This window comes from Haloarchaeobius lipolyticus, assembly GCF_051208015.1.
GTDB lineage: Archaea > Halobacteriota > Halobacteria > Halobacteriales > Natrialbaceae > Haloarchaeobius.
Genome location: NZ_JBPKGF010000003.1, coordinates 482287 through 502750, shown reverse-complemented (window position 1 = coordinate 502750; position 20464 = coordinate 482287). Strand labels below are relative to the sequence as shown.

Sequence of the window (20464 nt, the reverse complement as noted above, 5' to 3'; positions counted from 1 at the left end):
CCAACGACGGCACCAAGAACGACCGGGACCACGACGGCACCAAGAACGACCGGGACCACGACGGCACCAAGAACGACCGGGACCACGACGGCACCAAGAACGACCGGGACCACGACGGCACCAAGAACGACCGGGACCACGACGGCACCACGACGGTCGACGTGGTCCTCGATGGGCTCGCCGACGCCGTCGTCACCGTCGACGACGAGCTGGCACCCGACGAAAGCGACAGCGGAGCCCGACGCCGCGAGCCGACCCTCAGTGCTCCGTCTCCGACAACGGGAGTGCCTCGGCCGACGTGGCGGTCGACGGTTCGCCGACCACGGCACCGGTGACCGGCATCGAGAGGACGGTCAACAACGAGAGCAACTCGGCGGTCCGGTCGGCTCCAGCGTAGTGCGTCCGGAGCGTCGAGCGCGCTACGTCCTCGTCGAGGTGCGGATGGTCGTCGAGCAGCTCCTCGTTCGCGGTGACGATGTCCTCCGCGAAGTCGGTCGTCCGCAGGAGCGTGCCTCGGTCCGGCCAGGGCCCGTTGGTCTGGTGCGGCTCGGGCGTGGTGGGTGGAGAGACGTACTTGTCGAGCAGTTCGGTCCAGAACTTGCCGGCGTAGCTGACCAGCCGGTGGTTGTTCGGTGAGACGTTCGTCCCGGCGTGGGGTATCGACGCGAGGGAGTCGGAGAGCTGGGCCATCGCGCGGTCGACGACGTTCTCGCGGAGTGCGACGTCGGCCGGCATCTGGAGGTGAAGGTCTATCATCCGGTCGTCGAGGAACGGCGTCCTGGTTGGCCGAACCTGATTGAGACTGTTGGTGAAGATGTGCTCGGTGTCGTTAGACATCGGGTAGAACTGACTACAGACCACGAGCTCCTCGACACCGTTGTACTCGACGCCGTGGTGGTCGATGTGGTTGCCGTCCCACTGGACGCGCTGGTTCATCACGTCGTCGATGTCGGGGAGGCCCGTGGCGTACGCCGGTGGCTCGTGTTCCACGAGCTGCTGTCTGTAGCCGACGATGTCCTCGATGGGTTCGTGGATCGGCGTCGAGATGGGTCCGAAGGGACCGACCGTGACCGAACGCGTCGGTATCGACATCCCCTTGAACAGCGTGTCCGCGAACAGCCCCGTCAGGAGGACGTCGACCGACGAGAGCTGCTCGGCGAAGTCGGAGACGTACCCCTGGACGAACCAGCCGTCGAAGTTCGAGAGCGGGCCGTTCGCGTCGAACAGTCGCCGATAGTAGCCGGTATCACGCCGCAGGAACTCGAACCGTGCGCCGGCGGTATGAGCCACCCGCCGGGCGACCTGCGTCTCACGACTCGGCCAGCCAGCGATGTGGAAGCCGGTGAGGTCGTCGTGGTCCGTGAGTGCGGCGAGCACGAGCCGCGAGTCGCTGCCGCCACTCAAGAGCACGCCGTAGGAGCGCTCGTCGCGCACCCACTCCGAGACGATGGTCTCCAGCCGGTCGACCAGTTCGTCGACGAAGTAGCTGGCCGACGCCTGGACCGGCCGCCGTATCGGCTGCCAGTAGCTCTCGAAGTCGACGCTGGCGTCGGTTCCGTCGATGGTCGTCAGTGCAGCCGGCTGGGTCTCGGTGACGCCGGCGAGTGGGGTGAGAGTTCCGAACGTGTGTCTGTACGTGAGGAACTCGGCGAAGCCGACCGGGTCGTACGCGGCGTCGACACCCGGATGTTCCGGAAGCCGCTGGAGCTGGGTCGCGAACGCGACGCCACCCCCGTCCGTCTCGGTGTAGAATACCGGCCGTGTACCGAGGCGGTCGGTGAGCAGTCGAACCGTTCGTTCGTCCTCGTCGTACAGAACCGCGACGAAGCTCCCGTTGAGACCGCCACCGAAGGTTTTGTCACCCTCGTAGCGGGTCGAGAGGAAGGTCGCACTACCTGTGCCTGCCGGGCGAGGGACGTACCCGTCCGGCCCGTCGTGCCCGTAGATGTCCCCGAGGACCCACGCGAGGGTGCCGTCGTCGAGTTCGACGGGGTCGGCGCCGCCGTGTTCGCGGAAGTCAGTGCAGACGAGTCCGAGCGACTCGTCGAGGTAGGTCGACGTGACTGCATCGGCGCTGCCGTGGTCGGCGGCGATCGCGTCGACCGCTTGTGGCGCCTCACCGAGGACTCCGTAGACTCCTACCATCTACAAGCACCCTCTGTCCCACCGACCGTGCCCCACCAGCGATGCGGGTGCATGGCAGTTTCCCGTCGTTCTTCTCCTGCCTGCATGGTCATGCTCAGTGTACGGGACTCGCCGAGGTTAGTCCACAGCCCTATCATACGTGGGTCGTCCCGCGATACGGACAGGTGGAGAACCGGCATAAAGGGTCCGTGCCGGCTGGCAGTCTCACTCTCCTCGTCCGGAGTGGTTCCCGCTGATTCGTTCGTATCCGGAACAGGGTACGACGGGTTCCGTTCGCACTCGACGCCATCTAAGTCCGTCCGTGGTGATGACTTCCGTCAGTGGTGACGACTTCCGACAGGTTAAGGGCGTGACCCCCTTCCGTCCGAGTATGCAGGTCGGTTCACGCAGGGCTATCGTGAACCCTGTCAGCGGAACGGGCGACCACGCCGAGTACGTCGAGCGACTTCTTCGAGCGCGCGGGTTCGAGGTCGTCGAGACGGAGGGCACCGAAGACGGCATCAGGCTCGGCAGGGAGGCTGGCGAAGACGACGTCTCCGAGCTCGTCGTCTGTGGCGGCGACGGCACCATCAACGAGGTGCTACGTGGACTGCACGCAGCTGGCCACCTCGACGAGGTAACGCTCAGCGTGGTCCCGGTCGGCACGGCGAACCTCCTCGCGACCAACGTCGGCATCGAGGATATCCAGCAGGGAGTCGAGGTAGCAGACACCGGTGAGAAACGGCGGGTAGACGTCGGCATGGCAGCCGACGAACCGTTCCTCGTCTCGTGTATCGCGGGTCTCCCGGCGGATGCGAGCGTGGCAGCATCCAGTGACCTGAAGGAACGATTCGGCACGCTCGCGTTCCTCGTGACGGGCGTTCAGGAGGCCCTGGAGTTCGACGGCCTCAACATCAGGCTCGACGCGAAGGACGCCGCCATCGAGGAGTCGTGGGAGGGGCAGGCCGCGTGTCTGCTCGTCGGGAACGCACGGAAGTTCGTCGAGGAAGGCGGCCCGGGCGACATGGAGGACGGGCGGTTCGACGTCGCAGTCGCCGAGCAGATGCCCGCTTCCTCGCTGGTAGCGGAGGCCATCGGCCACCGGCTGCTCGGGCAAGACACGCCCGGCGTGACGCACATCCGGGCCAGCGAGATACGTATCGCAGGACAGGACGGACCGATACGGTTCAGCCGCGACGGCGAGCTCGGCGAGTACGAGGAGCTCGCCCTCTCGGTGTGGCCCCAGGCGCTGACGCTGCGGGTCGGACCGACGTACGAGCCGAGCCCGGACTGAACCGTCCCCGCGACCAGCCCCGACCGGACCGCCTGCACCACGTCGAGAGGGACGACGGGCGTGCGAAACGTACTCAACAGTTGAATCCGTACACTGACCAGTGAAACGAACGGCCGTCGTCCCGCTGGCCCTCGCCGCCATCTGCATCGTGGCCATCGCGTTCACGGCCGCATCTATCGTCGAACCGGAGGCGAGCGGGGGCGGCTCCTCGGTGTTCTCGCCGACCGACGAGACAGCGTCGGACGAGTCGGGCGAGGCGGGAACCAGCGCGGCGGACCCGATCTTCGAACCCGCAGAGCCGTTCACGTTCTCGTTCGTGTGCGTCCCGTTCCTCCTCAGCGGCGAGTTCGCCGCCGTCGCCCTCCTCCTCGTCGCCGGAGTATGGCTGTACGTCCAGCGGACCACCGACGCCGTGGCAGCGACCGGGCTCGTGGCCGCGGTCGGGCTCCCCGCGTTCCTGTTCTGGCTCTTGCTGACGAGCTGTCCGGCCCCGGACCAGAGCCAGTCGTCCTCGCTCGTCCCGACACCCGAGTTCCCCGACCCGAGAGGTGACGATGCATCGCTCGGCATCGCGGACGCCGCCGGACAGCTCGACCCGACCCTCCCGCTCCTCGTTGTCGCCATCGTGGTCGTTGCCGTCGTGTTCGCACTGGCGTATCTCGTCTGGCAGGGCGACCGCGATGACGACGGCGACCAGCCGGAACCCGAACTCGAGGAGGCCCCACCCGACGATGCGCAGCAGCGGCTCGCGGCTATCGGGACGGCCGCTGGCCGCGCCGCCGACCGATTGACGGCGTCGACCGACGTCGACAACGAGGTCTACCGGGCCTGGCGCGAGATGACCTCCCACCTCGACGTGGCCGACCCGTCGACGAGCACCCCAGCGGAGTTCGCGAGTGCAGCAGTCGACGCCGGGATGGACGAGACGCACGTGACCGAACTGACCGACCTGTTCGAACGGGTCCGGTACGGTGGCGCACCCGTCACGGCCGAACGGGAGGCGCGTGCGACAGCGGCGTTGCGCGCGATAGAGTCGGCGTACGCACCTGCCGACGCCGGTGAGAACCGGTGAGAATCGGAACGAAGGACCGGCAATACACCCCGACGAAGGACAAACAAACGCTTGACACTTCGGCACCCCTAAGTGACGATTGTTAGAAATGACACTGTGAATAGACGGAGCGTGGGGGTGGTTCTCGTGGCGGTCTGCTGTCTTCTCGCCATCGCAGTCGCGGCGGGGACGCTCTCCCAGACGACGAATCCGGGGTCGAACAGCGGTCCAGCGGCCGGACCGCACCCCGCCGAGACCACCCGGACGACGACCCAGTCCCAGGTCGGACCGACCGGGACGACCGCCACGCCGGTACCACCGGTCAAGCAGGAGTGCGATACCGGATCGACCTGGTGGGCGGTCTTCGGCGGAGTCGGCCTCGTCGTCGGCGTCACCGTCGGGATGTACCGCCGGTACGACGGTGTCGTCGCCGTCATGTCGCTCATCGCGCTCGCGACGGTCCTGCTCGCCATCGCACCGGTCATGTTCCAGTGCGATATCTCGTTCGACGACCCCCCGGAGCCACGGGAAGGTGAGCCGTTCGCGGTGCCGAACTCCTCGCCCGAGGCGGGTGGTGGTGACCAACAGGGCGACGGCGGGACCTCCCCGCTCTCGTTCTCCACCCCGTTGCTGCTGCTCCTCGGTGCAATCGGAATCCTCGCGGTGGTGACGGTCGGGGCCTGGCTCGTGACCGCGGACGAGGTCGAGCAGCTGGACCGGGAGGACCCGGACGCAGAAGTGGCAGACCAGCCCACCGAGTCGGCCGACGTCCAGGCGCTCTCTGTCGCCGCTGGCGAGGCCGCCGACCGCATCCGAAACGAGACCGACGCGGACAACGAGATCTACCGGGCGTGGGTGGCGTTGACGCAGCATCTGCCGGTCGAGCACCCCGAGACGAGCACCCCGCGAGAGTTCGAGCGGGCGGCGCTCGACGCCGGGTTCGACCCCGAACCGGTCAGTGAACTGACCGAGCTGTTCGAGCAGGTCAGGTACGGACACGACGAGCCGACGCCTGACCGCGAGCGGCGGGCAGTCGAAGCACTCAGGCGTCTCGAGGCCCACGACTGGGGTGAGAATCGATGAGCCTCCGAACGGTCCTCTCGGTGGTCGGTGTGTCCGTGGCCGTGGTCGGGTTCGCCATCGTGGCGGTTCCCGGCGCCGCGGCCGGTCTGTCGACGAGCGAGACCGTCCTCGTCGTCGTCGCAGCGGTGGCACTGCTCCAGGGCCTCCGCGTCGGGTCGTCTCGGCTCAAGACGCCCTACCAGCAGACCGAGACGCCCGACCCCGAGGGGTCACAGGAGCTTCCGACGCCCGGTGACGAGTTCGACGAACTGCTCCGGGAGGCTGGGCGCGACCGACGCGCTCGCGAGAGTCGGGCGGCCGTGAGCGAGCGGCTCGAGCGGGCCGCCGTCGCCGCCATCGCTCGGGCAGAAGGCTGTTCGACCGACGAGGCGATTCGCCGTCTCGACGCTGGAACCTGGACCGACGACCCGTACGCGGCCGCCTTCTTCACCGGCGAACTGCGGACGGACTCTCTGCTCTCACGCCTCGACCTTCTGGGAGAATCGCGGTCGCAGTTCCACCGCTGGGCGACCCACGCCGCTCGCGAGATAGCACGCCTATCGGAGGAGACCACATGAGCTTCCAGGGCCAGGAGGCCGGCGAGCGCGAGCGGACCGGGGCCGGCGACTCGGGCGGGAACGGAGCGCGAGTAACCCAGGACGACGCGGCAGGAACGGCCTCTGAGTCGAGAGACGAGAGGCCGCCTGCGACGGCCCAGACCCAGCGCGTCATCTCGGAGCGGACGGACGAGACGAACCACTGGCGTGGCGTGGCGGCAGTCACCCTCGTCGCGGGCGCGGTCGGCATCGTCACCAGACAGCCGGGGCTGTTGCTGTCCGCCGTGGTGGGCGTGGGCTACCTGGCCTACGCGCGAATCGCCGAGGTGCCACCGGTGACGCTCCGGATCACCCGTGAGCTCAGCGACGCGACGCCGTCGCTCGGCGACGAGGTCGCGGTGACCGTCCGGGTGACCAACGAGGGGTCGCGGATTCTTCCGGACGTCCGGCTCGTCGACGGCGTGCCGGACGAGCTGGCAGTCGAGGATGGTTCGGCCCGGCTCGGGACCGCACTCAGACCCGGCGAGACCGACTCGTTCCGGTACACGCTGACGGCCAAGCGGGGCACGCACGAGTTCAAGACGTGCGAGGCCATCGTTCGCGGCTGGGCCGGCGCGCGGGAGACCCACACCCGGTTCCGGACGAACACGGAGATGGTCTGTACCCCCTCGCTCGAGGCGACGATTCCGGTCCCGCTCCGCAAACAGACCTCGCGGTACGCCGGGCGAGTCGATACCGACATCGGCGGCGACGGCGTCGAGTTCCACTCGACCCGCGAGTACCGCCGCGGCGACCCGCTGACCAGGGTCGACTGGAAGCGCTACGCCCGGAGCGGTGAACTCGCGACGCTCCTGTTCCGCGAGGAGCGAGCCGCGACCGTCATGTGCCTGCTCGACCTCCGTCGCGAGGCGTACGTCCGACGGGACGAGGACGGCCTGCACGCGGCGGACCTCGGCATCGACGCCGCGGGCAGGGTGTTCAGCGCACTGCTGGAGACGGGTGACCGGGTCGGTATCACCGCCCTCACGCCCGGCACGGTGTGGCTCGCGCCCGGCCTCGGCAACGAGCACCGGGCGAAGGTCGAGGAGCTGTTCGCCCACCATCCCGCCCTGTCGTCGGAGCGCCCGCAGGGCTTCTACTCGGTGACGCTCGGGGTGCGCGGGCTCCGAAAGCGGCTCCCGGGCGACGCCCAGGTCGTCTTCTTCTCGCCCTTGACCGATGACGAGGCGGCCCACGCGGCCAGGCTCGTCCACGCGCACGGGCACAAGGTCACCATCGTCAGCCCCGACGCGACGAACGACGAGACCCTCGGCCAGCGCATCGCCAGGGCCGAGCGGCGGGCACGAATCACGAGCCTCCGGCAGGGCGGCATCCGCGTCGTCGACTGGAACCCGGACGAACCGCTCGCGAACGCGCTCGCCCGCGGCACCCGGAGGTGGGGCTGATGTCGGACGCCGGCGGCGCTCGAACCGAGGTCGACCGCCGACCTGCCAGGCTCTCCGCGCTCGTCACGCTCGGTGCGGGCGCACTCGCCGCACTGGCGGCCGCGCTGACCGCGAGCGTCGGTGCCCTCGGTGCCGCCGTCGGGATGGCCGCACTCGCAGTCGGCGTCGTGCTCGGGTCACAGCGGCTCGTGCACCTCGGTGCGGCCGGGCTGTTCGGCGGCCTCGTCTTCGCCGGTGCGACCGGTGGCGGCCCCGCTGCGGAACTGCTGTTGCTCGTCGGGACCACCGCCTCGGTGCTCGCGTGGGACGTCGGCCAGAACGCCATCAGCATCGGCCAGCAGCTCGGCCGCGAGGCGGAGACGACGCGGGCGGAACTCGCACACGTCGCCGGCTCCACCGTCGTCGGGGCCCTCACCGCCGGTGTGGCCTACGGGGTCTACGTCGTCTCGACCGGCGGCAAGCCCCTCCCGGCGCTGGCGCTGTTACTGGTGGCAGTCGTGATTCTGACGACGGCGTTGCGCCAATGAGGAAGGGGTCGCTGGCCGGCTCAGTCGACCGTCGGCACCGGCACCGACTCCAGCACTGCGTCGATTATCTCGTGTTTGTCGACGTTGTTAACCATCGCGTCGGGCGTCAGCACCAGCCGATGTGCGAGCACCGGCTTCGCGACGCGCTTGATGTCGTCCGGCGTGACGTACTCGCGGCCGACGATGGTCGCGTAGGCCCGCGAGGACTCGAACAGGCGCTGGGTGCCGCGGGGGGAGACGCCGATCTCGACGCGGCCGTCCTGTCTGGTCTCGCGGCAGATGGCGGCCATGTAGTCCAGCAGGTCGTCGTCGACGCGGACCGTCTCGGGCACCTGCCGAAGGTCGGCCACCTCGTCGTCGCTGAGGACGCGCTCGACGCTCGGGCTCTGCTCGACGCGGCCAGCGCGGCGGTGGAGGAGCTCGACCTCGCCGGCTTCGTCGGGGTAGCCGATTGAGGACTTGACGATGAACCGGTCGACCTGCGCCTCCGGGAGCGGGAAGGTTCCCTCCTGCTCGACGGGGTTCTGCGTCGCGATGACGAAGAACGGCTGTGGCAGTTTCCGGGTGTCGCCGTCGACGGTCACCTGTCCCTCCTCCATCGCTTCGAGGAGCGCAGCCTGCGTCTTCGGCGGGGCGCGGTTGATCTCGTCGGCGAGGACGATGTTCGCGAAGATGGGACCCGGCTGGAACTCGAACTCGCGGGTCTCTTCGTTGAAGATGTGCGTCCCGGTGACGTCGGCGGGGAGGAGGTCAGGCGTGAACTGGATGCGGGAGAACGAGAGTCCGAGGGCGGCGGCCATCGACCGCGCCGTCAGCGTCTTGCCGGTCCCGGGCACGTCCTCCAGCAGTACGTGACCCCGGCCGACGACGCCGAGCAGCACGGTCTCGAGGAACTCGCGGTCGGCGATGACCGCGTTCCCGATGGCGTCGAGGACCGCGTCGCAGTCCTCGCTCGCTTGGATTACGTCCATGTTCGCTCACTTATCCTATCAGAATAAAGGCGTGACGGTTGTCACCTTCCTACGCGATAAATCGAAATCCATAATAACGGCAGACGGCAACCACGAGATGAGCCGAGATAGCCTAGCCCGGCCAAGGCGGTAGATTCGAAATCTACTGTCCTCACGGACTCGGGAGTTCAAATCTCCCTCTCGGCGTTCTTCCATTCATTAACCGACGAGCGCTGCGAGTGTGGAGCGTAGCGACCCACGAGCAGTCGTGAGTCGTACGTGAATGGAAGAACGCGGAACGGGGAGATTTGAGCCAGGGAGCGGACCGAACGAAGTGAGTGGAGCGACCGTGGTTCAAATATCCCTTCATCGGATGAGGGGACGGGTAAGAACGACCCTCTGTGCTGAATCCAACTCTTGAATCTTGAAATACGGGCACATCGATTAGTGATAATGCTCAGATAGCTGACTCAGAGCGTGAATTTGTCTTGATTTGTAGAATTGGCCTCTGGTGACCCCAATGCTCAACCAAGTTACTCTTGTTTAAACCACTCTCTCGTTACGACTACCAAACCAGAGGACACAATTGCAAGACCTGCTGTGACCATCAATCCATAATTTACCACGATAGCAAACTCCTGTGAGACAGGTAACAGCCACACATTCACTTCTAGCATCAAATATATTAGCACACCACCGATACTTAGACCCGCTAACATTGCGAGTGATACCGTCAGTATTCGAAAGTCCGTTCTGTTAACTGCCAATTCAGCGACAGCCCTCCGGAGCTGATCTTCCGTCGCGACTTTTTCTTTATCGCTATCTGAATCTTCCGCGGGTACCCACCAAATCCAACCTTGCTTCGTCTTTTTTCCACGGATCCTATCTCCTCGCATCGTTTTTAGGTCGCTAAGCACAGTTTCCTGTGTCACGGACTGGAATCTCTCGGAGACTTCGCTAGTGGTGAGTACGGGTTCATTAGAACTCTGAAATGCTTCAAGAATTTTTTGCTGTCGAATCATCTTGACTTGTTCTCTAGGGTCGCTCATAGAACCTCCATTCCCTCTGCCGATTCGTGGGGTCGCGAATCGATTCTTGTGGTGTCCAATGGGTTCGTGCACACACGATTGAACTTCCGATTATAATCGGCCCCCAATAGTAGGTAGACTACAGCCAACATGTGCAAGAAAACCATATTCCGGCTGTAGAGCTGTCGTTTCGAGAGTATCACAGTGATTACCATGATAATCCACCAATACGTAAATCCGCTGTCGGCATGCAAATGCCGTCAAAATGGGTCCGAACGGCGGATAGTTAGTGAACAGAATCTTAATTTTATGAGTGATTTCGATGATTGATAAACTGGTTGAGCTTGTAGTCGCAAGTATTATCGTCGTTATTGGAGTAGGAGTCGCCCTAGTCTTGGAGGGTGCCAATCCCGAAATCGCTGAGAATCTAATTAGCAGTGCCACTGAGTTGGGCGTCTATATCTTGGTCATCGGTGTTCTTGTAGCAATTCCTCTCTCGCTAATCCGCTGACCAGCTAAATATAGGTCAATCCTTACCTATTTTGAATCAGATACAGTGATTCTCTTTACTCAGCACGAGACCCCTCCAAACCCACCAATTTCGACATTTTTTGATATATTCAGCCCTCTGTTTTTAGCAAAGTTACAAGACATGACGGCGAATAGGTAGAATCTCTCACGGTTCGCTCGCGCTTCAATTCTATCGGCGCAACCAGCGAATCGATGCCGAAACGGATGAAAGCCGGTTGTTAACTTCATCCTCTCTACTCTCTATTCAGCACGCCCTTCCACTCGATCTCGAAGGACTGCCACTGTACCAGAGATATCTCGGAGCGCGACGCCCACCCGAACACAGCACCCGCGACCCCCAAACCGACCCACCCAGGGGCGATACTGTTAACAGCCTCGGCGGCAATTGTCGCCATATACCATGGCAAATCTTATCGGGGCGTCCATCGTCATGGCCGTGTTCCTCCTCGTCGTGGTCGTGGCCCTGGCGAGCCGCAGTAACCGCAGTTACACGCCGTCGTTCGGAGACGCCGAGACGTCCGGGATGCGGGCGTTGGTCAACAGCCCCATCGTCTGGATACTGGGCTTCTTCGCCATCGTCGGCGTTCCACTGGGTGCAGCAGTCGCGTACGTGAGTGTCTCCCCCGAGCAACGGGGGATGGTCGCCATCGCCCTTGGTGCGACGCTGGCGCTCGTGCTCGCGGGCTGGGTGCTCGTCGGCACCTACCAGTCCAGCAAGACCCGCGGGCTACCGAGCTCGCTCGCGGCGATGGTGAGCGCCTGGGCGTTCGGCACGCTGATGACCCTCGCAGTCGCCGTCAAGTTGCTCGTCGGCTGAGATGGGCTCGAACGCTACCCGGTCGCTCGCCGACGCGATGCCGAGCGAACGCGTCCTCTGGTTGGGCCTGCTCTGTGCGCTCGAACTCCTCGCGGTCGTGAGCTACTTCCAGCTCACGTCGGCCGAGCTCACCTCGGTCCGGTACGCACTCTACCCGTTCGTCTGGCTGAACGTGGGGCTCGTCGCGGTCGTGCTGACCAGCCCGGCCGTCGCGTCCCCACGCCAGCGAGCCGGTGCCGCCCTCGTCGCCGGTGGCTACTTCCTGCTGCTGGCCTGGGCGACCGGCCTGGTCGGACTCGCGCCCGCAGACCACGACCCGACGGGCCTCGCCGCGACGATGGCCTCGCCCGGCTGGGGACCGACCGTGACCTACGGCGGGAGCCTGCTCACGCTCGTTCTCGTTCCCTTCCGGCTGCTCGGCTACCTCGCGCTCGCGTACCTCGTCTACGCCGCGGTACTGGATTCACTCGCCGCGAGTGCGACCGGGCTCGTCGCGCTGTTCTCGTGCGTGAGCTGTACGTTCCCGCTCGTCTCGTCGCTGGCGGCGAGCGCCGGTGGGTCGGCCGCGATGGTCGCCACGGCGTTCGCCTTCGGTATCGACGTCTCGACCGCGGTCTTCGTCGTGAGTGTCGCCCTCCTCTACTGGCGACCGGGGGTCGGTCGTGTGGGTGCCTGACGGCGACCGGCGTGCAGCAGGGCGATACGCGATTCGACTCGCCGTCGCGCTGACCGTGGCCGTCCTCGTCGCCGAGCCCGTCCTCGCACACTCCGGGTCGCTCGGCGGGTCGCTCACGTCGGTCCCCATCCCGTTCTGGCTCATCGTGCTGAGCGGTGGCGGTATCATCGGCGCGTCGTTCCTGTTCACGAGCTTCGCGACCGACCACGAGTTCATCCGCTGGATAAATCGGCTGGGTGTCGTCGCACCGACCCCGGCAGCCGTCTGGCGGTTCGTCGCCACGGTCGCGAGAGTCGGGAGCGTCGCGGTCCTCGGCCTGTTCGTCGCGGTCGGCCTCGTCGGTCCGACCAATCCCACGAACAACCTCGCAGTGCTCGGCATCTGGGCCGGCTGGTGGGCCGGCTACACGGCGTCGGTCTACCTCGTCGGCGACACCTGGCCGGCGGTGAATCCGTGGCGGACGCTCTCCCGGTACGTCCCTCGATTCGGAGAACGCGAGTGGCCCGGTCACCTCGGTGGCTGGCCCGCGACGGTCGGCTTGCTCGCACTCGTCTGGGTCGAGGTCGTCAGCCCGCTCGCGTCGGTACCCCAGCTTCTCGCGGGGGTCGTCCTCGCCTACACCGTCGCGACCCTCGTCGGTGCGTCCGTCTACGGCGACGACTGGTTCCACCACGCCGACCCGGTCTCGCGGGTCTTCCGGACCTACGGCCGGGTCGCCCCGTTCAGGCGAACTGCCAACGGGCTGTCCCTCGACCTGCCGGCGTCTGCGCTCACCCGGACGTTCGACGACGGGACCGACGGTGACGTCGTGTTCGTCGTCGCGTTGCTCTGGGTGACGACGTACGACGGACTCGTCTCGACGCCGACGTTCGCCGGCGTCGTCCGGGCGATAGTGGGCGTCGGCGTCCCCCCGTTGCTCGTCTACCTGGTGACCGCGCTCGCCGGATTCGGCCTGTTCCTCGCGGTCTACCGGTTCTCGGCGCGGTCGGCGCGGAAGACGGCCGGGAGCTACGTCTCGGTCGAGGCCATCGAGCGACGGTTCGTCTGGTCGCTCGTCCCCATCGCCGCGGGCTACCACCTCGCGCACTTCTTGGGCTACTTCCTCACGTTCCTGCCGACGCTGGCGGCGGTCGCCGTCGACCCCATGTCGCCGCCGCCGTCGCCGCAGGTCGCGGTGCTCCCGGCCTGGTGGGGTGGGCTCCAGCTCGCGTTCGTGGTGCTGGGCCACCTCGTCGCCATCTGGGTCGCTCACGCCATCGCGTTCGAGACGTTCACCGGGCGGATTCAACCCATCCGGAGCCAGTACGCCCTCGCGGCCGTGATGATATTCTACACCATGACCAGCATGTGGATCATCGCCCAGCCGTACTCGCCACCCCCGTTCCTCTGACCATGCAGGCACACGACACTCACCGACAGGAGACCGAACCACAGACAGCCGACGGGGCGATAGCCGACCGAACGGAGGACCTCCCCGAACAGCCGACGACGACCGTCCCGGCGGGCGAAGAGCCGGTGGCTCGCTGTCGGTTCTGTCACCGGCCGTTCCCGTCCGACCACCTGCACGCGCTCCACCTCGGTACGTACCACGAAGCAGAACTGACCGACGAGGAGGTGGCCGTGGTCGAGGCGGCGCGTGACGAGGAGACGGACGACCTGTTCCTGTTCCACCTGCAGGTCATCGCCGCGCTCGCGATACTCTACACCGTCATCGTCCTCGTCTACATGGTGGTGTTGAGCCTGTGACGGGGAAGGGGCGGCAGCTGAGAGGTCCACGACGCCGCGGGGCCAGACTGCTGGTCGCCCTCGTGAGCCTCTCGCTCGTGCCGCCGGCCAGCGCCCACCGGGGAACCGTCCACGGCGGCGTCCCCCATCTCGTGCTGTTACTGCTGTTCCTCGGAGGTGCGACGATACTCGGCACGGTCGCGGCGCTCGACCGGTGGGGTAATCGGTGGAACGGGCAGCTCTCGTCGCGGGCACTCGGCGTCGGTGTCGTCTCCGGCATCTCGCTCACCGCGCTCGGTGCCGTCGGCCTCGTCGAACTCCAGGTCGAGCCGCTCGCGAGCACACCGCTCACCCGCGAGTTCTATCCCGCGCTGACGTTCTTCGGCGGGATGGCCATCGTCGCCGCGAGTCTCGTCCTGTACACCCTCCGCTGGGGTGACAGACACGCGTTCCCAATCCTCGGCACCGTGCTCGGCCTCTGGGTCGCCTATCCGGAGCTCGTCCCTCGCGGGGCCGTCTTCCACCCGCTGGGGTACGCGCTCGTCCTCGCGATGCCGCTCGCGCTCGCGCTGGTCTACCTGACGGCGGTTCACCCTGCGGTGCAACGGGTCGACGTTCGGGCTCGACGAATCGGGGGACTCGCCGCGGCCGGGTTCACCGCCTTCTTCGTCGTCTCCTCGGGACTGCTGTCGTTCAACCCCGACGCCGTGCCCCAGGCCGGGGGCGACCCGTTCGTCGTTCTGGTCGAGTTCGCCAGCCCGCTCGTGATGTGGCCGGCGGTCGAAGCCTACTGGCCATCGGTTCCACTGTTCGCCGCGCTCTCGGTCGGGACCGCACTGGTCGTCGCGACGCTCGCAAGCCTCGTCGGTGTGAACGCGGCACTCGGGGCGACGGTCTGGCAGCAACGGTCCACGGAGTCGGGTGCCAAAGTCAGCGACGGGGGCACGGTCCAGGGTGTCACGGGCGCGCTCGCAACGACGGGTGCGACCGCCTGTTGTTGTTGCGGGCCCGCGCTCTACGGTATCGCGAGTGCGGCATTCGGCGCGTCGGCCAGTCCGCTGTACTGGGCGTTCACCGACCCGGAGTCGCCGGTCGCGACCGTCTTCCTGGTCGGGGCCATCGGGCTGTTGACCGCGAACGCCGTGACGCTTGCAGAGAACGTCTGTGATTCGTCACGGACCTGAGTGTTCTCGAGAATCGTCAGGAAGGAACGACTGGGTTGTGTTACGTTCATTCTTCTAGTGTAGAATGGATAAATAGATTCTCGACCTATACTCCGCATGACGAAGCGCCCTCCGAAGACGTCCCTCCACGAACTGGTCAAGCGACTGTCCGACGGCGGAGGGCTGCTCACCGACGTCCAACACGACCCGATTCGCGTCCTCCACGTCGACGACGAATCTGCCTTCAGCGACCTTTTCTCGCGGTTTCTCGCGCCTCCACGTGGCGAGTTCGACGTCGTCTGCGTCGAGAGCGCCGACGAAGCCCTCACCCTTCTCGACCACGATGGAATCGACTGTATCGTGAGCGACTACAGGATGCCGAGGGTCGACGGACTCGAGTTCCTCCTCCGGGTCCGCGAGCAGTACCCAGATCTCCCCTTCATCCTGTACACGGGTCAGGGGAGCGAGGACGTGGCGAGCGACGCCATCGCCGCCGGCGTCACGGGATACCTGCAGAAGGGAAGTGGCGTCGAGCAGTACGAGCTGCTCGCGAATCGTATCGAACACGCTGTGGCACGTCACCGAGCGGAGAGGTCGGCGAAGCGTAGTTTCCGGGCGCTCGAAACGGCCAGCGAGGGTATCGCCATCCTCGCCGAAGACGGTACCTATCTCTACGTCAACGAAGCCTACGCGGCCCTCTACGGCTACCGTCGTCGTGACCTCGTCGGCGGTCGATTCGACGTGCTCGCCGACCCGAACGAACCGGTGACCGTCCCGTTCGAGCTGCTCTCCGTCGCGAAACGGCGCCGCTGGGAGGGGCCGGTCGTCCACCGCCGGGCCGACGACTCGCTCGTCGAGGTCGAACTCAGCGTGGTCTACAACGAGGAGGAGCGCTCGTTCATCTGCACTGCACACGAACGGACCGAAGCAGAGGTCCTCGCCGAAGACCTCTCGCTGAAGGAACGAGCGATGGACGCCGCCCCCATCGGTATCGTCATCACCGATTCCCACCAGCGGGACGAACCCATCATCTACACGAACGAAGGATTCACCCGACTCACGGGCTACGAAGAGCGAGATATCCTCGGGCGGAACTGTCGGTTCCTGCAGGGACCGGAAAGCGATCCAGCCACCGTCGCCCGGTTGCGGGAAGCCATCGAGGCCCGCCGAGCCGAATCGGTCGTCCTGTTGAACTACCGCGCCGACGGCACCACCTTCTGGAACCGAATCAGCATCGCTCCGATACAGTCCGGGGATGACGTGACGCACTTCGTCGGCTTCCAGCAGGACGTGACGGACCTCGTGGAGGCACAGGAGACGGTAGCCGAACAGGCTGCCGAGCTCACGACGGCGAGACGGGAGGCGGAGAACCGCGAGGAGTGAGACCTCAGAGGATGGAGTACGACGCGGCCACGGTGAGTGCGATGGCTGCGACGAGCCCGATGACCATGAGGACGGTCAGCGAACGTGGCTCCCACCGCAGGTGCTGGTACCAGCCGGCGACGACGGCGGCCTTCGCGAACGAGAGCACCATGATGATGGCGAAGGCGGCCCAGTATGCCGTCTCGAGGTAGCCGAGCATCTCTATCACGGCCTGGACGGTCGCCAGGACGAACAGCACCACGTAGATTATCGTGTACAGTTTCAGTTTTGACATTCTTGGTCACCTCACAGGATGTAGAACAGCGGGAACAGGAACAGCCAGACGATGTCGACGAAGTGCCAGTACAGGCCGAAGTACTCGATGGGCGTGTCGTCGTCGAGGTAGGCACCGTGCCACGCACGGTATATCATCCACACCGCGATGACCAGTCCGATGATGACGTGCAGGCCGTGGAGACCGGTCGTCACGTAGAACGTGGTCGAGGCGATGTTGGTCGATATCTCCCAGCCCTGCGGGAACGCCTCCGAGTGGACGTGGAACAGGTGCAGCCACTCGAGTCCCTTGTTGACCAGGAAGGCGAGTCCGAGGACCACCGTCGTCGTCATCGAGGCGACGATACCGAGCCGACTCCCGCGATGGGCTGCTACCAGTGCGAGCACCACCGCGAAACTGCTCGTCAGCAGGATGTACGTGTTGATGAGCCCGGGAAGCACGACGTGCTCTTCCGGGATGAGGTGGTGCCACTCGGTCCAGCCGTACGCGACGCGCGAGAAGATGAACGCGCCGATGAACGCGCCGAACAGGACGACGTCAGACGCCAGGAAGATCCAGACGCCCAGCTTCGTGTTCTCGACGCCGGCGAACGGCCACGCTTCACCGAACCCGCCCTCGGGGCCGTGGAACGGTTCGACCGTCATGCCGAACAGCGAACCGCCGAGGACGAGTCCGCCGACGACGCTGAGTCCCATGTAGACGCCGCCCTCCATGCCGGGCGCGAACGAACCCTCCTGCAGCCCGGAGAGTCCGAGCAGCAGGAAGAACGCGCCGACGCTCATCACGAACGGCCAGATGCTCGCGTGGTCCTCGTGCTCCTCCTCGTGGTGGTCGTCTTCGGCGACGACCGGCGCACCGCCCGTCGCCGTCGCGGTCCCGCCATCTGTCTCCACGGTCCCGCCGTCGGTGGCGGGAGTGGTGCCATCGTTCGTGTCGGTGCCACCGTCAGCGACACCGGTCTTCACGCCCTCGAACCGGAGCGACCCGCTCTCGTAGCTCGGGACGCCAGGGAAGTTCTCCAGCGGCGGCGGCGAGGGAACGGTCCACTCGGCCGTAGAGGCGTACTGCCACGGCGAACCCGAGGCTTCCTCGCCCGTGAACAGGCTCTTGAACAGGTTGTAGAACATCACCAGGAACGACGTCCCCAGCAGGAACGCGCCGATGGTCGAGAGCTGGTGCCAGCCCTGCAGTCCCGGCGCGTACTGGAAGACACGTCGCGGGGTCTCCCAGGCGATGAACATGGGGAAGTAGAGCAGGTTGAAGCCGACGAAGTACATCGCGAAGTGGACCTGCCCGAGGAACTCGTCGTACATCTTCCCGGTCATCTTCGGGAACCAGTAGTAGAGCGCCCCGACGAGCCCGGTGACGCCGCCGACCATCACGTAGTGGAAGTGAGCGACGACCCAGTAGGTGCCACGGAGCGTGTAGTCGAGCACGACGGCGCCGAGGAAGACCCCGGTGATGCCGCCGAGGATGAACAGCACGAGCGCGCCGAAGGCGAACAGGAAGGGCGTCTTGAAGCGTATCTTGCCCTTCAACATCGTGTAGATGAGCGCGAAGACCATCAGGTCGAACGGCAGTGAGATGCCGATGGTCGTCGCCATGAACAGCGTCTTGATCTCCAGGTTGATGCTCGTCAGGAACATGTGGTGCATCCAGACGATGAAGCTCTGGAGCGCCACGAGCAACATCGCGCCGATGAACCACTTCCTGCCGACGATTCTACGGCCACAGAACGTCTGGAATATCTCGGCCATCGCGCCGAGCGCCGGGAAGAAGACGATGTAGACCTCGGGATGTCCGAAGAACCAGAACAGGTGCGCCCACAGCATCGCGCCACCGGGACTGGTCGCGGCGAAGTAGGTCGTCCCGAGCAGCCGGTCGGAGCTGAGCAGCATGAGCGCCGCGAGCAGCGCCGCGAACGCGAACAGCATCATCCAGACGGTCAGGAGGATGGACCACGTGAACAGCGGCATCTTCCGGAGCGTCATGCCCTTCGCCCGCATCCGGTGCATCGTGGTCAGGAAGTTGACCGAACCCACGGTGACGGAGACGACGAACAGCAACAGCGCGAGGACCGCCGTCGAACTCCCCACCTTGGGTGTATAGACCGGTAGGTTCAGTGGCGCGTACATCGTCCAGCCGCCGGCGAACGACCCGCCCTGGAAGAACGAGATGGCGACGAGGATACCCGACGCCAGGTAGAGCCAGTACGAGAGCGCGTTCAACCGCGGGAACGCCAGGTCCTTCGCGCCGATCTGGAGCGGGACGATGTAGTTCGCGAAACCGAAGGCGAACGGCGAGAGGAACCAGAAGACCATCATCAGCCCGTGGATGGAGACCGCCTGGTTGTACGCGTCGGCCTGCATGATGTTGGCGCCGGGCGCCCACAGCTCCATGCGGAACAGGAGCGCCAGTACCCCGCCGAAGATGAGGAAGAACAGCGCCGTCACCGTGTACAGCAGCCCGACGTCCTTGTGGTTGGTCGTGACGAACCAGCGCTTGATAGAGTAGACCGGTGGGAGCCCGTGTTCCTCGTCGTGGGTCTCCGTCTCTCGCAGCGGCAGTTCGTCTCGCGTGACGACGGAGCCGCCGTCCGGTGTCGTCCCACCGTCCGGCGCTGGCTTGCGCCCGTGGCTGTCGTCGGCTGTGCTGTCGTCTGGGAGAGTGGTGTCGTCGCTCATGCAGAGAATGCCCTCGCTCGGATGGTCGGTCGGTCGATGCCCGCGGGAGTGACCGCGAACTGGCTATCTGCGCCAGACGAGACGATGCGGCCACTGTGTCCCTCGGTCGTCGTTCCGGAGCTGTTCCCGCTGCTCTGATTGCCGTTACTCGCGTTGTCCTGCTCTTTCTTCGCGTTCGCGTACCACTGGTCGAACTCGCCCTGGTCCATCACGACGATCTGTGCCGTCATGTAGGAGTGGCCCGCGCCACACAGCTCGTAACACTGGGCCGTGTAGTTCCCCTGCTCGACCGGCCCGAACCAGGTTTCGGTGGTCTGGCCGGGGATGGCGTCGGTCTTCGCCTTCAACGCGGGCACGCCGAAGTTGTGCATCACGTCGCGCGACGTGACGGTCAGGTGGACCCTGGTTCCCTCCGGGACGCGGAGCGTGCCGTCCGTCTTCACCCCGTTCTCGTACTCGAACTGCCAGCCGAACTGGTAGCCGACGACCTTCACCTCCATCGTGTCCACGTCGTTACCAGTGTCGGCCGACGCCGGGCTCTCGACGAATAGCAACGCCCCGTACGTCCAGAGGATGAGCGAGAGGACGATGATGGCGCTGATGGAGAACGAGAGGAGGAGCTTTCGTCCGTGGCCGCCACCGGTCGGGACCTCACCGAGAACCGGCCGTCCCTCCTCGTCGTCGTCCGTCCGCCCCTCGTGGTCGCGGTACTTGTACGCGTTCCACACCATGTAGCCGAGGACGACGACGCCGACCAGCGTGCCCAGGGCCAGGAAGACGTAGAATATCTCCTGGAATATCTCGACCCGTGTTCCCCGTGGCACGAGACCGCCGGACCCGACTCCGCCCGTCTGAATGACCAGTCCCTCGTACATCGGAATAGGTAGCAGTCCGCAGTCTGTCTATATATGTATTGGGGACACATACCACGTGACGGTCTGGCATTTTCAAGATTACTGGGATGAGATTCCGTACTCCAGCGTCGCGGCCGGCGTCGATGCCGCACCTGACGAGAGTCCGACTGAACCGTCATCGTTATACATCCTCCTTCTGTCCTGCGACCGTGTCTCGCACCGAGGAATCACTGCAAGAACATAACCTTTTGCACAACATTTATATTCTGCCGTGACTAACCTACGGTAAGCAAGGAGGTCCCGAGCGACGGGACTGCTT

At 65.4% G+C, this 20464-nt stretch carries 18 protein-coding genes, 1 tRNA gene and 1 pseudogene; 14 read left to right on the top strand and 6 right to left on the bottom strand.

Going from position 1 to position 20464, the window contains the following annotated elements; all coding sequences use genetic code 11:
• Window positions 1-335: pseudogene (locus tag ACSC1Y_RS12280) on the top strand (hypothetical protein); the annotation flags it as partial.
• Here ACSC1Y_RS12280 and ACSC1Y_RS12275 read toward each other — a convergent pair.
• On the bottom strand, window positions 259-2145 hold the full coding sequence (locus ACSC1Y_RS12275; RefSeq protein ID WP_435335156.1) for an asparagine synthase-related protein: 1887 nt from the start codon (window positions 2143-2145) through the stop codon (window positions 259-261). The pseudogene ACSC1Y_RS12280 and the gene ACSC1Y_RS12275 overlap by 77 nt on opposite strands.
• Window positions 2146-2515: 370 nt before the next feature.
• Between ACSC1Y_RS12275 and ACSC1Y_RS12270 the strand changes: the two genes are divergently transcribed.
• The 6 genes from ACSC1Y_RS12270 (at window position 2516) to ACSC1Y_RS12245 (ending at window position 8060) form a co-directional block, all read left to right on the top strand.
• Complete coding sequence (locus ACSC1Y_RS12270) at window positions 2516-3418, top strand: diacylglycerol/lipid kinase family protein (protein WP_435335155.1); 903 nt, start codon at window positions 2516-2518, stop codon at window positions 3416-3418.
• Between the two features lie 100 nt (window positions 3419-3518).
• Complete coding sequence (locus ACSC1Y_RS12265; RefSeq protein WP_435335154.1) at window positions 3519-4490, top strand: DUF4129 domain-containing protein; 972 nt, start codon at window positions 3519-3521, stop codon at window positions 4488-4490.
• A gap of 111 nt (window positions 4491-4601) precedes the next feature.
• Window positions 4602-5552, top strand: coding sequence for a DUF4129 domain-containing protein (locus ACSC1Y_RS12260; protein WP_435335153.1), 951 nt, complete (start codon window positions 4602-4604; stop codon window positions 5550-5552).
• The gene (locus tag ACSC1Y_RS12255; RefSeq protein ID WP_435335152.1) at window positions 5549-6109 is read left to right on the top strand and encodes a DUF7269 family protein; all 561 of its coding nucleotides are present in this window, start codon (window positions 5549-5551) and stop codon (window positions 6107-6109) included. The genes ACSC1Y_RS12260 and ACSC1Y_RS12255 overlap by 4 nt, the downstream gene beginning before the upstream one ends.
• Window positions 6106-7533, top strand: a complete 1428-nt coding sequence (locus ACSC1Y_RS12250; protein ID WP_435335151.1) for a DUF58 domain-containing protein — start codon at window positions 6106-6108, stop codon at window positions 7531-7533. The genes ACSC1Y_RS12255 and ACSC1Y_RS12250 overlap by 4 nt, the downstream gene beginning before the upstream one ends.
• The gene (locus ACSC1Y_RS12245) at window positions 7533-8060 is read left to right on the top strand and encodes a DUF7519 family protein (RefSeq protein ID WP_435335150.1); all 528 of its coding nucleotides are present in this window, start codon (window positions 7533-7535) and stop codon (window positions 8058-8060) included. The genes ACSC1Y_RS12250 and ACSC1Y_RS12245 overlap by 1 nt, the downstream gene beginning before the upstream one ends.
• A 20-nt stretch (window positions 8061-8080) precedes the next feature.
• Here the strand turns inward: ACSC1Y_RS12245 and ACSC1Y_RS12240 are convergent, their stop codons facing one another.
• Entirely contained in the window at window positions 8081-9031 is a 951-nt protein-coding gene (locus tag ACSC1Y_RS12240) for an AAA family ATPase (RefSeq protein ID WP_435335148.1), read from the bottom strand.
• A gap of 101 nt (window positions 9032-9132) precedes the next feature.
• On the opposite strand from ACSC1Y_RS12240, the gene ACSC1Y_RS12235 reads away from it, so the two are divergent.
• Window positions 9133-9217 (top strand) — tRNA-Ser (locus ACSC1Y_RS12235).
• Between the two features lie 326 nt (window positions 9218-9543).
• On the opposite strand, the gene ACSC1Y_RS12230 is transcribed toward ACSC1Y_RS12235, so the two are convergent.
• A complete protein-coding gene (locus ACSC1Y_RS12230; protein WP_435335147.1) occupies window positions 9544-10059 on the bottom strand; it encodes a hypothetical protein in 516 nt (171 codons plus the stop codon).
• A 910-nt stretch (window positions 10060-10969) separates the two neighbouring features.
• Here ACSC1Y_RS12230 and ACSC1Y_RS12225 point away from each other — a divergent pair.
• From ACSC1Y_RS12225 to ACSC1Y_RS12200, 6 genes are all read left to right on the top strand, one after another.
• Window positions 10970-11386, top strand: coding sequence for a hypothetical protein (locus ACSC1Y_RS12225; protein ID WP_435335146.1), 417 nt, complete (start codon window positions 10970-10972; stop codon window positions 11384-11386).
• Window position 11387: 1 nt separating this feature from the next.
• Window positions 11388-12062 carry a DUF7546 family protein gene (locus ACSC1Y_RS12220; protein WP_435335144.1) on the top strand — a complete coding sequence of 225 codons (675 nt, stop codon included), beginning with the start codon at window positions 11388-11390 and terminating at the stop codon, window positions 12060-12062.
• Window positions 12055-13452, top strand: a complete 1398-nt coding sequence (locus tag ACSC1Y_RS12215; protein ID WP_435335143.1) for a hypothetical protein — start codon at window positions 12055-12057, stop codon at window positions 13450-13452. The genes ACSC1Y_RS12220 and ACSC1Y_RS12215 overlap by 8 nt, the downstream gene beginning before the upstream one ends.
• A gap of 2 nt (window positions 13453-13454) precedes the next feature.
• Window positions 13455-13808, top strand: coding sequence for a DUF7410 domain-containing protein (locus ACSC1Y_RS12210; protein ID WP_435335142.1), 354 nt, complete (start codon window positions 13455-13457; stop codon window positions 13806-13808).
• Complete coding sequence (locus ACSC1Y_RS12205) at window positions 13805-14971, top strand: hypothetical protein (RefSeq protein ID WP_435335140.1); 1167 nt, start codon at window positions 13805-13807, stop codon at window positions 14969-14971. Before ACSC1Y_RS12210 ends, ACSC1Y_RS12205 begins: the two co-directional genes overlap by 4 nt.
• A 96-nt stretch (window positions 14972-15067) precedes the next feature.
• Window positions 15068-16333, top strand: coding sequence for a PAS domain-containing protein (locus ACSC1Y_RS12200; protein ID WP_435335139.1), 1266 nt, complete (start codon window positions 15068-15070; stop codon window positions 16331-16333).
• Between the two features lie 4 nt (window positions 16334-16337).
• Here the strand turns inward: ACSC1Y_RS12200 and ACSC1Y_RS12195 are convergent, their stop codons facing one another.
• The 3 genes from ACSC1Y_RS12195 to coxB are packed head-to-tail and all read right to left on the bottom strand — an operon-like array spanning window position 16338 to window position 20166.
• Window positions 16338-16607, bottom strand: a complete 270-nt coding sequence (locus ACSC1Y_RS12195) for a cytochrome C oxidase subunit IV family protein (protein ID WP_435335138.1) — start codon at window positions 16605-16607, stop codon at window positions 16338-16340.
• 11 nt (window positions 16608-16618) lie between these two features.
• Window positions 16619-19291, bottom strand: coding sequence for a cbb3-type cytochrome c oxidase subunit I (locus ACSC1Y_RS12190; RefSeq protein WP_435335137.1), 2673 nt, complete (start codon window positions 19289-19291; stop codon window positions 16619-16621).
• Entirely contained in the window at window positions 19288-20166 is an 879-nt protein-coding gene (gene coxB / locus ACSC1Y_RS12185) for a cytochrome c oxidase subunit II (protein ID WP_435335135.1), read from the bottom strand. The genes ACSC1Y_RS12190 and coxB overlap by 4 nt, the downstream gene beginning before the upstream one ends.
• Window positions 20167-20464: the final 298 nt, after the last annotated feature.